Source organism: Pseudomonas sp. PDM32 (genome assembly GCF_019219225.1).
Lineage (GTDB): Bacteria > Pseudomonadota > Gammaproteobacteria > Pseudomonadales > Pseudomonadaceae > Aquipseudomonas > Aquipseudomonas laurylsulfatiphila.
This window is the reverse complement of record NZ_JAHUWE010000007.1, coordinates 43,547-58,147: the sequence shown is the minus strand read 5'-3', so window position 1 is coordinate 58,147 and position 14,601 is coordinate 43,547. Positions and strand designations below refer to the sequence as shown.

Annotated in this window: 13 protein-coding genes; 9 read left to right on the top strand and 4 right to left on the bottom strand. The window is 61.5% G+C overall.

All coding sequences use genetic code 11. From position 1 onward, the window contains the following. Positions 1-164 precede the first annotated feature (164 nt). The 4 genes from KW846_RS14765 to KW846_RS14750 all read left to right on the top strand — a co-directional run bounded on the left by KW846_RS14765 (position 165) and on the right by KW846_RS14750 (position 5,018). A complete protein-coding gene (locus tag KW846_RS14765) occupies positions 165-536 on the top strand; it encodes a translation initiation factor Sui1 (protein ID WP_007991289.1) in 372 nt (123 codons plus the stop codon). A gap of 219 nt (positions 537-755) precedes the next feature. Continuing rightward, on the top strand, positions 756-2,669 hold the full coding sequence (gene speA / locus KW846_RS14760) for an arginine decarboxylase (RefSeq protein WP_007971353.1): 1,914 nt from the start codon (positions 756-758) through the stop codon (positions 2,667-2,669). A 232-nt stretch (positions 2,670-2,901) separates the two neighbouring features. After that, positions 2,902-4,221 (top strand): type VI secretion system Vgr family protein, encoded by a 1,320-nt coding sequence (locus KW846_RS14755; RefSeq protein ID WP_218483055.1) that lies wholly within the window; start codon positions 2,902-2,904, stop codon positions 4,219-4,221. Beyond that, the gene (locus tag KW846_RS14750; RefSeq protein ID WP_218483053.1) at positions 4,218-5,018 is read left to right on the top strand and encodes a DUF4123 domain-containing protein; all 801 of its coding nucleotides are present in this window, start codon (positions 4,218-4,220) and stop codon (positions 5,016-5,018) included. The genes KW846_RS14755 and KW846_RS14750 overlap by 4 nt, the downstream gene beginning before the upstream one ends. Positions 5,019-5,029: 11 nt before the next feature. Here KW846_RS14750 and KW846_RS14745 read toward each other — a convergent pair whose 3' ends face one another. Continuing rightward, positions 5,030-6,379 carry an MATE family efflux transporter gene (locus KW846_RS14745; protein WP_218483050.1) on the bottom strand — a complete coding sequence of 450 codons (1,350 nt, stop codon included), beginning with the start codon at positions 6,377-6,379 and terminating at the stop codon, positions 5,030-5,032. Positions 6,380-6,444: 65 nt separating this feature from the next. Continuing rightward, positions 6,445-6,738, bottom strand: a complete 294-nt coding sequence (locus KW846_RS14740) for a hypothetical protein (RefSeq protein ID WP_007971346.1) — start codon at positions 6,736-6,738, stop codon at positions 6,445-6,447. A gap of 259 nt (positions 6,739-6,997) precedes the next feature. Here KW846_RS14740 and KW846_RS14735 point away from each other — a divergent pair, with 259 nt between their 5' ends. The 5 genes from KW846_RS14735 (at position 6,998) to KW846_RS14715 (ending at position 11,401) form a co-directional block, all read left to right on the top strand. Further along, positions 6,998-7,300, top strand: a complete 303-nt coding sequence (locus KW846_RS14735; protein WP_126049043.1) for a MazG-like family protein — start codon at positions 6,998-7,000, stop codon at positions 7,298-7,300. Then, positions 7,300-8,049 carry a methyltransferase gene (locus KW846_RS14730; RefSeq protein ID WP_218483047.1) on the top strand — a complete coding sequence of 250 codons (750 nt, stop codon included), beginning with the start codon at positions 7,300-7,302 and terminating at the stop codon, positions 8,047-8,049. The genes KW846_RS14735 and KW846_RS14730 overlap by 1 nt, the downstream gene beginning before the upstream one ends. A gap of 12 nt (positions 8,050-8,061) precedes the next feature. Next, complete coding sequence (locus KW846_RS14725) at positions 8,062-8,670, top strand: DUF4136 domain-containing protein (protein ID WP_218483044.1); 609 nt, start codon at positions 8,062-8,064, stop codon at positions 8,668-8,670. 37 nt (positions 8,671-8,707) lie between these two features. Continuing rightward, positions 8,708-9,271, top strand: a complete 564-nt coding sequence (locus KW846_RS14720) for a DUF4136 domain-containing protein (protein WP_102700481.1) — start codon at positions 8,708-8,710, stop codon at positions 9,269-9,271. A 147-nt stretch (positions 9,272-9,418) separates the two neighbouring features. Further along, a complete protein-coding gene (locus KW846_RS14715; RefSeq protein WP_218483042.1) occupies positions 9,419-11,401 on the top strand; it encodes a pilus assembly protein TadG-related protein in 1,983 nt (660 codons plus the stop codon). On the opposite strand, the gene KW846_RS14710 is transcribed toward KW846_RS14715, so the two are convergent. Continuing rightward, positions 11,398-14,139 carry a PAS domain-containing sensor histidine kinase gene (locus KW846_RS14710; protein ID WP_218483040.1) on the bottom strand — a complete coding sequence of 914 codons (2,742 nt, stop codon included), beginning with the start codon at positions 14,137-14,139 and terminating at the stop codon, positions 11,398-11,400. The genes KW846_RS14715 and KW846_RS14710 overlap by 4 nt on opposite strands. Then, a complete protein-coding gene (locus tag KW846_RS14705; RefSeq protein WP_116582433.1) occupies positions 14,136-14,576 on the bottom strand; it encodes a TadE/TadG family type IV pilus assembly protein in 441 nt (146 codons plus the stop codon). Before KW846_RS14705 ends, KW846_RS14710 begins: the two co-directional genes overlap by 4 nt. Positions 14,577-14,601: the final 25 nt, after the last annotated feature.

Genomic DNA, 14,601 nt, shown 5'->3' with positions numbered 1-14,601 from the left:
TCAAGATCAAAAGATCGCAGCCTCGTTGCACTCGACAGCTCCTACACAAGGTCGTAATTGGGTTGTACCGTTTCAGTAGCGCTGCCCCTGCCTGAGTGGGGCTTCGCGGTCGATAGCCTTCCCAAGTGCTGCGACCAGTCTTTGTCCTCCGAAGAGGATTGCCGGTGGCCAAAAAAGCCGCATCCTTCGCCGCCTTGGGCGGCCTGGTATTTTCCACCGACGCAGGTCGTCATTGCCCGGAATGCAGTAAACCGGTGGACGCCTGCATCTGCAAACAGACCGTTATCCCGGCCGGCGACGGCATTGCGCGCGTGCGTCGCGAAAGCAAGGGCCGTGGCGGCAAGACGGTGACCACCATCACCGGCGTGCCGTTGGCTGAAGATGCGCTCAAGGAACTGGCCACGACGTTGAAGAAGCGTTGCGGTACGGGTGGGGCGTTGAAAGACGGTGTCATCGAAATCCAGGGCGATCATGTCGAGCTACTCTTGGCAGAACTGATCAAGCTCGGTTTCAAGGCGAAGAAGTCCGGCGGCTAGCAGCCTCTGTGAAAACCACCCTCGGCTTGATCCGGTCCTGATGGCATTCAGGTCTGGCGCCGTCCACATGGTTTTCACAGAGCCTGTTCATGACCGGTTTCTAAACTCACTGCGGTCGGCGGGGTCTATTGCCTCGTTGACGAACCGTCATTTTCATTCTTTAGACTGCGCCGGCCTGAATCCAGGCGACGCACTATGACTTCTTTATAGGGGACTTCGATGTCCGTACGACGCACACGCAAAGACGATGGCAGCCAATGGACAGTTGCGGACAGCCGCAGTGTTTACGGGATTCGCCATTGGGGGGCCGGGTATTTCGCGATCAATGACGCCGGTCGCGTCGAAGTTCGTCCGAACGGTCCGAGCAGCTCGCCTATCGACCTGTTCGAGCAAGTCGACCAGCTGCGCAAAAGCGGCCTGTCCTTGCCGTTGCTGGTCCGTTTCCCGGACATTCTGCAAGACCGCGTGCGTCAGCTGACCGGCGCGTTCGATGCCAACATCGAGCGTCTGGAATACCAGAGCAAGTACACCGCGCTGTATCCGATCAAGGTGAACCAGCAGGAAGCGGTGATTGAAAACATCATCGCCACCCAGAACGTTTCCATCGGTCTGGAAGCCGGTTCCAAGCCTGAACTTCTGGCCGTGCTGGCGCTGGCGCCGAAGGGCGGGACCATCGTCTGCAACGGTTACAAGGACCGTGAGTTCATCCGCCTGGCGCTGATGGGCCAGAAGCTCGGCCACAACGTGTTCATCGTGATCGAGAAAGAATCCGAAGTCGGCCTGGTGATCGAAGAAGCGACCTCGCTCAAGGTCAAGCCTCAGGTCGGCCTGCGCGTGCGCCTGTCATCCCTGGCGTCGAGCAAGTGGGCAGATACTGGCGGCGAGAAATCCAAGTTCGGCCTGTCGGCGGCGCAACTGCTGTCGGTGGTCGAGCGTTTCCGCGCGGCCGGCCTGGACCAGGGCATTCGCCTGCTGCACTTCCACATGGGCTCGCAGATCGCCAACCTGGCGGACTACCAGCACGGCTTCAAGGAAGCGATCCGCTACTACGGCGAGTTGCGCAACCTCGGCCTGCCGGTTGACCACATCGATGTCGGTGGCGGCCTGGGCGTGGACTACGACGGCACGCACTCGCGTAACGCCAGTTCGATCAACTACGACATGGACGATTACGCCGGCGTCGTGGTCGGGATGCTCAAGGAGTTCTGCGATGCGCAGAGCCTGCCGCACCCGAATATCTTCTCCGAAAGCGGCCGCTCCCTGACCGCGCACCACGCCATGCTGGTGATCCAGGTGACCGACGTCGAAAAACACAACGACGACGTGCCACAGATCGAGAACAAGGAAGCGCTGCCGGAAACCGTGCAGTGGCTGGTGGACCTGCTGGGTCCGACCGACATCGAGATGGTCACCGAAACCTACTGGCGCGCCACGCACTACATGAGCGATGTTGCCTCCCAGTACGCCGACGGCAAGCTGACCCTGGCTGAGAAAGCGCTGGCCGAGCAATGCTACTTCGCGGTGTGCCGTCGCCTGCACAACTCGCTGAAGGCGCGTCAGCGTTCCCACCGTCAGGTGCTGGACGAGCTCAACGACAAACTGGCCGACAAGTACATCTGCAACTTCTCGGTGTTCCAGAGCCTGCCGGACACCTGGGCCATCGACCAGGTCCTGCCGATCATCCCGCTGCACCGTCTCGACGAAGAGCCGCTGCGTCGTGCGGTGCTGCAAGACCTGACCTGTGACTCCGACGGCAAGATCAACCAGTACGTCGACGAGCAGAGCATCGAAACCAGTTTGCCGGTGCACGCGCTGAACGAAGGTGAAGACTACTTGCTGGGTGTGTTCCTGGTCGGTGCCTACCAGGAAATTCTTGGCGATATGCACAACCTGTTCGGTGACACCGACTCGGTGAACATCTACCAGAACGCCGATGGCAGCGTGTACCACGCCGGTATCGAAACCCACGACACCATCGAAGACATGCTGCGTTACGTGCACTTGTCGCCGGAGGAGTTGATGACTCACTACCGCGACAAGTGCGCCAGTGCCCGCATCAGCGCCACCGAGCGCACGCAGTTCCTCGATGCCTTGCGTCTGGGGCTGACCCGTTCGTCTTACCTGTCTTCCTGAGGTAAGCACCACGCTCATCAGGTTGTCTGAAAATTTTCCTTTTGCCTCGGAAATTTCAGATGACCTGGTGCGGCAATTCTCCTATTCCACGGGAAACTCCCTGCCTTTTCGACTACCCAACTCATTTGGTCTTCTTTTCGCGTAGGTTATTTCCTAATTTGTATTTCGGCACTCTACTCGGCCATGTCTCTCAGCGAGAATCCCCGGCCGCCCCTCCCGTAGAGAAACGCCGATGTTCAATCCAGTCAGCGAACCGCCATTTCGTCTGGATGTTGCAGGTTTGCCCGACGCCTTTGAGGTCCTGGCCTTTACCGGTAGAGAAGCCATCAGCGAGCCGTTCGTGTTCGATCTGGAGCTGCTGATCGATGACCCGGTGCTTGATCTTGCCAGTTTGCTGTACCGCCCGGCCTCCTTGCATTTCGGGCCAGCCGGAAACCATGTGCATGGGCAATTGCATGAACTCGTCCAGCGTGAGCATGCCTCGGGGCCCCGACTCTGCCAGGTGCGCCTGGGACCAGGACTGGCTTGTCTGGCCCAGCGTTTCAGCCAACGAATTTTCAGCGCCCGCTCGGTGCCGCAAATCCTCGATCAGGTTCTCAAGGAGCACGGTATTACTGGTAAAGATCGACACCTGGCGCTGAGCGGCGACCACCCGCCCCGAGATTTCTGCACGCAATATCGAGAGTCGGACCTGCAATTTGTCCAGCGACTCTGCGCCCAGGAAGGATTGCATTACCACTTCGAAAACCGGGTCGGGGGGCACTGCGTGGTGTTCAGCGACGATCAGCAACATTTTCGAACCGCAGAGCCTGCGGTTTTGCGCTGCGAGGGCGATCAGCCGGGAGTGCGGCAGCTCGAACGCCAGCGTAGCGCTGCGACAAAGGCGCAATGTGTCGATTGCCGGACAGACCTGGCGACCTTGCGCAGCGGTCGGGTGATGCCACTGTCCGGTCATCCGGTTGCCGATTGCAATCGGCTCTGGCTGGTGACCCACGTTGAACATTGGGGCAGCCAGGATACGGCGACGCCGTACCACAACCAGGCCCGTGCCCTGCAATGGCCGACCCGCTTCGACCCACCCAGTGCGACGAGCAAACCACAGATGCACAGCCTGCAGCGGGCGTGGGTCGTGGAGGTCGATGAGCAAGCCCCCGATCCGGCAAGGCCGGTCCCGGTGCAATTCGACTGGCTCTATCAGGGCGAAGGGGCAGCGCCCAGTCACTGTTGGCTGCCATTGGCCGGGCCGTTGCAGGCCGAGACATACTCGCCATTGCGCGAAGGAACCGAGTTGGTCGTGAGTTTCATCGAAGGTGATCCCGACCAGCCGCAGATAACCGGAGTGTTGCATGCGCCGGCAACGATCGAGGAGACGAGCGCGGGCACCCCCCAGGCCATTTGCACCCCTGATGAGGGCCTGGAGCAATGGTTGCACTCGGCAGAGCCGCTGCTGATGCTGTGCCTGCTGCCCGGCGGTGGCAGTTTCAATCATTGCGCACAGGCGTTGTGCACCTGTCGTCTGGCGACGCAGCTTGGCCAGAGCTCTGGAGCATGATCGTCACACGCACGCCCGAGGCGCCCCCGCAGTGGTTGTTGCTGGATGTGCCGGGCACGCCGCAGGCGGGTGTCATGCTTCGGCAGATGTTTGCACAAGCCCGGTGGTCCGGGTTGTTCGAAGGTACGGAGTGGCATGCGCTGCGCGAGCAGGGGCCGCTCCTGGTCGATCTGCGCAGCTGCCCGGCACTGGCCGATCTGTGCATCGTCGACGGCCAACGCTGGCCCGGATTGCTGATGGTCAGCGAGGCCGGCGTTGAGTCGTTGCTGGCACATTTACGGCGCATGCTCACGGTGACGCTTGGCTTGCACCGGGCCCTTTTGAACTACTACAACCCGATCACGGCCAGCTATTTTTTCGATGCCTGCGATGCCGCTGAACTGAGTCGCTGGCTAGGACCGATCCAGCAGTTGCGCTGGTTCGGCGGCAGTTGGGCCGATCGCGCAACGGGATGTGAGGGGTGGCAGCGCTTGTCCAACCCCGGGTTGGCGGTCAGCCCGTTGGCAGTCGAGGAGAGCCTCAGTGCCGGGCAACAGGGAAAACTGCAAACCTGCCTGCTTGAACAACTTGCCTGGCGCTGGAACCGATCCACCGGTGCCGATTTCTCCCGCCTGTGGGCCCATGTGCAGGAAGGGCTGGCGCTGGGTTTCAGCGAGCGCCCGGTGCTTGATGGCTGGATATGGCTACGTTTGCAGTATCCCGACGCCGTGCCCGTGCAGCCACTGCCGGGCAGGACGCAGCAGGAGCGCCTCGATAGCCTGCGCCACCTGTGGCAGAACGACCGCCCCTGGCCATGAGCTCGATCCGCTCAGTGAGTGCTGCCGGCAAACCAGCCATCGTGACGGCGCAGGCGCCAGGCGATCACGCCGAGGGTCAGGCTGCGCAGCAGCATGAACAACAAAAAGGTTATCCACAGGCCATGGTTGCCCCAGCCTTGCAGTGCCCCGCCGAAAGGCAGCACCAACACCACGGTAAGCACCATGCCGTTGCGCATTTCCCTGGCGCGGGTGGCGCCGATGAAAAGGCCGTCGAGCAGGTAGCTCCAGACGGCAATCAGCGGCAGTACGGCGAGGTAGGGCAGGTAGATGAACGCGGTGTCGCGCACACTTTGAATGTCGGTCTGCATCTCGATGAACAAATGCCCGGCGAACAGAAACAGTGCGGCAAAGCCCAGGCTTGCCAGCAACGACCAGCCGCCCGCCACCACCAATGAACGTCGCAGGGCATCACGGTCGCGGGCGCCGAGGGCATGCCCGCACAGCGCTTCCACGGCGTGGGCCAGGCCATCGAGGGCGTGGGCGGTCAGCAGCAAACCGTTGAGCAGCAGGGCATTGGCCGCGACCGTGGCGTCGCCCAGCCGCGTGCCCTGCACCGTGATCAGGAAAAACACCGATTGCAGCGCCAGGCTGCGGATGAAGATGTCGCGGTTGACCGCCAGCAATGGCCGCCAACTGTGCCACAGCGCCAATGCCGCCCAGACGATATGCCCGGGATAGGCGCGCAGGGCCTTGCGGGTCATCAGCAAGCCGATCAGCGCCCCTGTCCATTCGGCAATCACCGAGGCCCGGGCCGCACCGACCACGCCCCATTCGAGGCCGAGGACGAACCACAGGTTCAGGGCGATATTGATCAGGTTGGTACTCAGCAGAATCGCCAGCGGCGCCCGGGCATTCTGGGTGCCGAGAAACCAGCCGACCAGTGCATAACTGGCCAGCGCCGCGGGCAGCCCGAACAGACGGGTGTGGAAAAACTCGCGGGTCAGCTGATCAAGCTCCGCCGAGGGTTGCATGAAGTGCAGCGCCACCGTACTCAATGGCACGCCCACCGCACCTAGGACCAGGGCCAGGCCAAAGGCGAGCAACAGTCCTTGCAACAGAATCTGCCGCAAGGCCGCACCATCCCCGCGCCCGGCCGCCTGGGCGGCGAACCCGGTGGAACCCATGCGCAGAAAACCCATGGCCCAGGCAAGGAAGGTATACAGACTGGCCCCGACCGCGACGGCGCCAAGTTGATGGGCATGGGGCAGGTGACCTATGACGGTGCTGTCGACCAGTGCCACCAGCGGTACGGAAATGTTCGAAAGAATCATCGGCGCGGCGAGTGCCCAGACCCGGCGATGGGTAGGGCGGTCGCGCCAGTCGGCGGTCAGGTTGGACATGCAGGCTCCTTGGGGAGTCGGCATTGTAGCGGCACATTTGAAATCTTCCGCGATCCAATGTGGGATCAGTGGATGATCCAGCTGAGCAGCCAAAGCCCCAGCATCAACCAGATGATCCCCATGATGAAGGACGCATTGAGAAAGGCGCGGATCGCCGTCCACAGCAGAATCAGCCCGAGGATCAAGGTCACGATGCTGACGACCGAAGTCTCCATGCCCAGCGCCTGGGACAAGCCTTCGACAAAATTGCTGCTGGCGTTGCTCAACAGATTGAACAGCCCACTGAGGCCATCAACGATGAAGCGGATGATCGAGCCGAGTACCTGGCCGAGCCATTCGGAAAAGCCTTCTACCTGCATGGAGTGAACGTCCTGATTAAAGAGAATTGAGCCTTGGGCTGTCGATCATGCTGCCGAGTTCCCACAAGCATAGAGGGTTGCACCGCAACTGTGGGAGCGGGCTTGCTCGCGAAGGCATTGAATCAGACACATCAATGTTGGATGTGCCGCCGCCTTCGCAAGCAGGCTCGCTCCCTCAAAAAACAAACGGGACACTCAACCGTTGTCACTTGCCATCCTCGGCCATCCCCCCGAAGCTATACGCCTTCAGGAGAGCCCGATGAACCTTGTTGAACTGACCGAACGCCTGCACGCCATCCGTGACCGCAATGACTGGCGGCAATTTCACAGCCCGAAAAACCTGGCCATGGCCGCGAGCGTGGAAATGTCCGAGCTGGTGGAGATTTTCCAGTGGCTGAGCGAAGACCAGTCACGCCAGTTGCCGGCGGACAAACTCGCCCATGCCGGGCAGGAGGTCGGTGACATCGTGCTTTATCTGTTGCTGTTGTGCAGCGAACTGGGCCTGGATATGGAGGCCGTGGTGCGCAGCAAACTGGCGGACAGCGAGCGGAGGTTCAGCTGATGAGCGACCGTCATTTCGATCAACTGGCGACCCGTTTCGCTGAAAAAATCTACGGCGGTGCCAAAGGTGCGATCCGTCTGGCGGTGTTGCAGGCCGATCTGGCCGAAACCTTGCCTGACCGGCCGCTGCGCGTGCTGGACATCGGCGCTGGTCTTGGCCACATGTCGTTGTGGTTGGCCCAGCGCGGCCATCAGGTGACCCTCGCCGAGCCTGCCGAGCCGATGCTCGAAGGCGCCCGCCAACGTTTTGCCGAAGCCGGGCAGAGCGCCACCTTCATTCAGGTACCCTGGCAAGAACTGCTCGGGCAGCTCACCGAGCCTTACGACCTGGTGCTGTGCCACGCCGTGCTGGAATGGCTGGCCGAACCGCACGCCATCCTGCCGGTGCTGCATCAGCTGACCAAGGCGGACGGCTGGCTGTCCCTGGCGTTCTATAACCGTGATGCGCTGATTTACCGCAACTTGCTCAAGGGCCATTTCCGCAAGATGCGCAAGAACGACATGGCCGGTGAAAAACAGAGTCTGACCCCGCAGCAGCCCCTTGATCCGCGCGAACTGGCGGCGCAACTTGAAGGTCTGTGGCGGGTCGAAACCCAGAGTGGCGTGCGGGTTTTTCACGATTACATGCCGGTGGAATTCCAGGCCCGCGCCGAGCTGGTGGACCTGTTGGAAATGGAACTGGCCCACCGCCGTCATCCAGCCTATGCCGGGCTTGGGCGTTACTTGCACTGGATCTGTCGGCCTGTCTGATCGGAGCACGCAATGAAAAGTCATTCAGGTGTACTGCTGTTCTGCCTGGGGCTGGCGGCCTGTCAGGGCAGCAATCCCTATGTCGCCACGTCCAACCCCTTGCCGCCGGCACCGCCCCAGGCCGCCAAGACCTTCGACCGCAGCGCTTACCCGGCAGCACCCCGTGACTATGGGCGCTACCGCAGTTGGGCCTGGCTCGACGGGCACCTGCCACCGGGTACGGCCTGGGCTGATTCGGCGCAGGTTGCCGAAGCGGTCAGCAATGCGCTGGATCAGCGGGGTTTGCGTCCGCTGCATGACAATCGTCCAGCGGACCTGTTTGTCAGCGCAGACCTGCGGATGGAAACCCGCTTGCGTCAGGTTCAGGACGACTATTACGGCGGCGGTTATGGCGGCTACAACGGCTACGGCCCTGGATATGGCGCGTACGCCACCGTGCCGATCATCCGGACCTATCAGGAACAGGTCGTGGTGGTTCAGGTGGATATGTATGACGCCCAAAGCGGTCAACCGATATGGAGTTCCAGTGCTGAAACCGGCAACCGGGGCAGCGAAAGCGAGCGCGCCGATGCCATACGGCAGGCTGTGGAAAAGGCGATGTCGGCGTATCCTCCCAGTTAGCTTCTGTAGATAAGAAGCATTTCGCAGGAGAACCATCATGTTCCGCCGTTTCATTCTACTGGCCATGGTCGCGCTGCTCAGTGCCTGCGCCGCCAACCAGGTCAATCATGATTTTGACGCCAGCCGCGATTTTGCTGCCTATCGCAGCTGGGCGTGGAAAGAACCCGCCGTGCAATATCGTCCCGATGATCCACGGATCAAGAGCGACCTGACCGACCAGCGCATCCGTCAGGCGGTTGCCGATCAACTGGACCAGCGCGGTCTGCGCCCGGCCGCCGCGGGTGCCAAGGGTGACTTGAATGTGCAGACCTACCTGATTGTCGAAGAGCGGCAACAGCAGGTGACCACCAACTACGGCGGCGGGTGGGGGTACCCGTGGTATGGCTACTACGGCGCGCCCATGTATAACGAAACCCGCAACGTCAGCTACAAGGTAGCGACCATCCAGATCGACCTGCTGGACGGCAAGGACGGCAAACTGGTGTGGCGCGGCAGTGACGAACAGATACTGAGCCGCACACCGAACCCGTCGGATCGTCGTGATGCCATCCTGGAAACAGTCACGCGGATATTGGCCAACTATCCACCGCACGCCTCCTAGAATCAGCCAGTCTCTCAACCCCTGTGCCTCACAGGGGTTTTTTATTGTCTGCGCTGGCGAGTTGCCAGCAGTCTCGGCCACCCTTGTCTACACTGCTTTTCACCAACGGAGGTCGCGCCCGGCAGTGCGCCGGCAAAGGAGTGCGCCATGTCTCCCCGCATGCAGTTTCGCGGCCCGGTCCGGCAACGGGGGGCGATCGGCTTGATGGCCGCTTTGACCCTGACCTTGGCTTTGGCATTCATGTTGTTGGTGGTCGATACCGGCAGGCTGTACCTGGAAAAACGCAGTTTGCAACGCGTGGCTGACATGGCCGCCCTTGAGGCGGCCACAAGGGGAGGAGACTGTTCCGCCGGCTCAACCGCGAACACCTATGCCACGGCCAGCGCGCAACGAAATGGTTTCGCCATTCCCTCCACTGGACGCGCACTGGCAGTGGTGTGTGGTGCGCTGACCCTGGATGCCAACAACCTTCGGGTATTCAGTGCAGACCCAAGCAAAAGCGAGGCTATCCGGGTTATCGCCAGCCATGTCGTGCAACAGAGCATTGCCGGTGGCATCGGTGCCTTGGCCGGCGGTGCACCGGCGGGCTCGACGCTGACGCTGAGCGCTACGGCGGTCGCTGCGCTGCCGCCCCCCGTGGCTTCATTGACGATCCGCAGTGCGACCCTGACCTTCGATACCAGCAAGGCGGCCATTACCAGTCTGCTGTTCGGGGGATTGCTGGGCGGCAATGTCAGTATCAGTGCGGCGGGCTGGAACGGCTTGGTCAACACCGACATCAGCCTGCTCAGCTACCTTAATCGGTTGAAAGTTGACCTCGGCCTGATCGCTGGCGGCTACGACCAGGTGCTCGGTAGTACGGTCAATGTCAGCCAGTTGATCCAGACCGCCATCAACGTACTGGACCCCAACGGCACACTGGGAGCCTCCGCAACCATTGTCAGCCTGCAAGCGTTGAAGGTGGCAGCGGGTACGACGTCCGTTGTGCTGGGTAATATGTTGCATGTTGAAAGTGGCACCGACATCTCGACTCTTGCCGTGAATCTCAAAGCCTTTGATCTGATCGAAGGGTTTGTGCAACTGGCCAACAAGAAAAATGCCTTGGTCGCGACTTTGCCGATCAACCTCGCGGGCCTGGCGCAGATCACTGCACGGGTGCAGGTGATGGAGCCGCCGCAACTGTCGGCCATCGGCAATCCGAAAAACGCGGCATTGGCCCCTTTGGGACCTAATCGCATCTATGTACGCACGGCTCAGGTCAAGACATTGTTGTCGATCAACCTGCCCGTGCTGGACGCCATCACCCCTCTGGTCAACGCCGTCATCGATCTCGCTGCGCCCTTGGCCAACACGTTGAACGCTTTGCTTGATCTGGACCTGGTGGGCGTCGTCAACTCATTGACCTGCGCGTTGCTCGTGCCGTGCGACACGCCGGACATCAAGCTCTTGCCACCTCCGATACGCATCGACGTGGCGCTGGAGGCAGCCGGGGCCTGGAGTTATGTCACGGCTTACAGTTGTGTGAGTGCGACGAACAAAAGCCTGACGACCAACACCACCACCACACTGATCGGATTGAAGATCGGGCAGATCAACCCTGCCGATGTGTTTGGCTCGCCCACTGTTCCACCCAGCAACAACGTCAATCCCTTGAAGGTCATCGATATCGGCGTGAAGACCTGCCAGCGGCTGCTGATCTTGCCGCCAACCTGTTACAACCATCAGCCTGGCGTTGGCGGTAGCGTCGATATCATGGTCAACACCGCGGTTGCCCAGAATGCCAACATGCCCCACGTCTATTCCGCGCCGGCGGCCACCAACCTGCCGGAGATCAATCAGCCACCGTTTTACTACGCCTACACCACGACCAACATCGTCAACAGTCTGAGCACCACCGTGAGTAACCTTGGCGTGAACATGTATGGGCCGTCGGGCAGTATCGTCGGTGGTCTGGGCAGTATTTTGAGTGAGGTGACGACTGCATTGGTCAATGCGATCAATACGGTACTCAGTCCGTTACTGGATACGCTGATCAATACGTTGCTGGCGAGCCTGGGGATCGACCTGAACAAAGTCGAGGTGGGCGCCAACCTCAGTTGTCACTCGGGACGAGCGGCGCTGGTGATCTAGTCCGGCGTCACGATCGGCAGTTCAATGCAGAAACGCGCACCCTCGGTGGCGTTTTGCACGCTCAGTTTTCCGCCCATGTTCTCGACGATGCCATAGCTCACCGAGAGCCCCAGACCGGTGCCGACACCCACCGGTTTGGTGGTGAAGAACGGCTCGAAAATCCGCTCCAGCAAACGCGGGTCGATACCGCCGCCGTTGTCCTCGACCCACAGGCGTACCGTGCGTGTATCCCGTTCGGCGTACACCGAAATCCACGGTTTGAAATCGGGGTTGGCCTCGCGCTTGCCGAGCAATGCATCCCGGGCGTTGACCATCAGGTTGATCAGCACCTGCTCAAGCTGATCGACGTAGCCGCGCACCAGCACTTCAAAACCGGTCTCGCTGATGCGCAGGTCGACACCTTTGCCGCGCATCCCTTCGGACAACAGCGCCAGCGTGCCTTCGATGGCCTGGGCCGGGTTGAACGGTTGCTGCTCGATTTCCGAGCGACGGCCGAACACCCGCATGTGGTCCACCACCCGCGCGGCGCGTTGCACCTGGGTGTCGATACGGCTGAGCTTGTCGATCAGGTAATCGACCTGTACGTCGCCGTTGTTGAGGCGCTTGAGGACATTGACGATGGCCATGCGCATCACGTTCAACGGCTGGTTGATCTCATGGGCCAGGCCGGTGGCCATTTCACCGAGGGTGGCCATTTTCGCGCTTTGTGTGAGCTGCTGCTGCGAGCGTCGTACCTCGGTGTTGTCGCGCCCCACGGCCTGGACCTCGAGCAAACGGCCCTGTTCGTCGAACACCCCGCGATCGGACCAGACCCACCAGGCGTGCTCGCGGCCGGGCAGTTGCAGGTTGATCTCGGCGGTGCTCACCGGAAACTCCGGGCTCAACTGGTTCAGCCGCCGGGTGAATGCCTCGCGCTGTTCCCCGGACATCCAGTTGCCCAGATTCACCCCCGGCAATTGCTCGGGCGCCAATTCCAGATAGGTGGCCAGCGGGCGATTGCCGAAGGTCAGGGTCAGGTCCGGCTGGTAGCGGCAGATCATCGCCGGCGAGTCTTCCACCAGAATCCGGTAGCGCTCCTCACTCTGCCTGACCTGCTCGGTCGCCAGGGTCGCTTCGGTGACGTCCAGCCACAGGCCCACGGCTTCCACCGGCAAGCCGAGGTCGTCGCGCAGCAACTTCGCTTCATCGAGCAGCCAGTGATAGTCACCGTGACTGTCGCGCAACCGATAGCGGGCGCGCACCGAGCCTTCACGCAGCAACAGCCGCGTGCGCTCGAAATACTGCAGGCGGTCGTCGGGATGCACCCGCTCCACCAGTGTTCCGGGTGCGCAGTCGGCCAGGGTCCAGCCGAGCAACGGGAACAGGCTGTCGCTGAAGAACACCGGTTGCAGAGCGCCTTCGTCATAGCGCTGTACATAAATCACCGCCGGTGAACTGGCGATCAGGTTGTCCAGGCGTGCATGGGCGGCGGCGGCGCTCTGCTGCTGATTCTTGATGTCGCTGATGTCGTGCATGAAGCCCACCAGCCGACGGTTTTTGCCCACGCCCAGCGCCTGGCCTTGCAGGCGGTACCAGACGGGTTCGAGTGCATCGTCGGGGCGATACAGGCGCACGCACAACAGCAGCGGCATTCCCGACGCCTGCAAGTCCTGCAGGCGGATGCGCAGCTCTTCACGGTCGGCGGGATACACCTGGTTGAGCCAGTCCTGTACGGATAAACGCGATGTTCCAAGGTTCAGGGTTGTCGTCAGCGAAGGTGCCAACTGCACCTCTTCGCTGTCGCTGAAGATTTCCCACCAGCCTGTGCCCAGCAACGCTTGCAGCGATTCCAGGCGTTCCAGTTGCAGGTGATGCCGGTGCTCGCGCAGGCGTTCGAGCAAGGGGCTGGCGAGCGCGCCGGTGATTTGCAGCCAGTCGCGTTCGGTGACATCGGGGGCGCGTTGTTGTGGCGTGTAGAAACCGCACAGCAACCAGGCGACCACCCCTTGCGCATCGTGGTAGGGCACGGCGAAGCCATCGGTATTGCCGAACGTGCCTTGCAGGCGCGGGTGCTCGCGCGGGGTCAGGTACTGGGGTGCCGAGCCGCTCAAACTGTCCAGCCCCGTGCCCAGGCGCTGGTCGTTATGCCATAGCTGCGGTGCATCGAAAGCCGTGTAGTGCTGGTGAATCTGCCAACCCTGTTCCTGCTCATCGAGCAAGGCCAGGGCAATGCAGGGAATCTGAAAGCGCTGGGCCAGGCTTTGCAGTTGTTCACCCAGCACTTCGGGCAGGCGTGTCAGGCTGCACAGGCGCAACTGTTCGGCGATTTGCAGCGTCAATACCTGGCATTGCTCGCGGTTGCGCGATTGCCGGCGCTCGAGCAACAAGTCGCCGATGTCGAGCATCTGCAACAACCAGGCATCGGCCAAGGGTTGCACCCAGCCGCGCAAATGCAGGGGCGGACCATTGAGACTGTAGAAGTCCAGGTCCAGGGTTTGTCCCTGCCATTGCGCCGGCGCGCCTTCGATGACGAGGCCGTTGTGGGGCAACAGGAAGTCGAGCAGGTGCGGTGCCTGTGCGCCGGGGGGTTGCTGGGCCAGCAAGTGCCGCAGCGGACCGCTCAATTGAACGACACGCCCATCGGCATTGAGCTGCATCTGCAAGCCGAAGCTGGGCACCCGCAGTGCCTCTGGCGGCTCAGGTGGGGGTGGTGGGTGGCGGTGGAGCAGGCGCCCGAACAGTTTGTCCCCGGCACTCAAAATTGCAGGCTCGCACTGGCCGTGAGGGTGGCCGGCAGATTGGGTACCCGACCGATCCCGGGCAGATTCAGGAACGGGATGACGGCGCTGATTTTATTGGTGGGGTAACTGATGCGGACTGTCAGCAGCCCGCCCACATAAGTGATGTTGGCGTCGGTGGCGACATTGAAGTTCAGGGCCGGCGCAATCCAGGCCGTTTGCGTGGTCAGCTCCGTCGTGGCGCGGGCGATCAGCGCGGCGCTGTAGCCGGGGGTGGCCGGGTCAAGCGCTACGCTGCGGCGCACGGCTTCGGCGGTCGACTGATTGAATGACTGCATCAACAGCAGCGGCAGGCTATAGCTGACGATGCCGTAGAACACGCCAAAAAAAATGATGAACACCAGGCCGAACTCAATCGCGGCGGCACCTTTTTGTTTGTGGGGGAGGCTGGCTTTCATGAGTGCGTCTACCCTGACCAACACT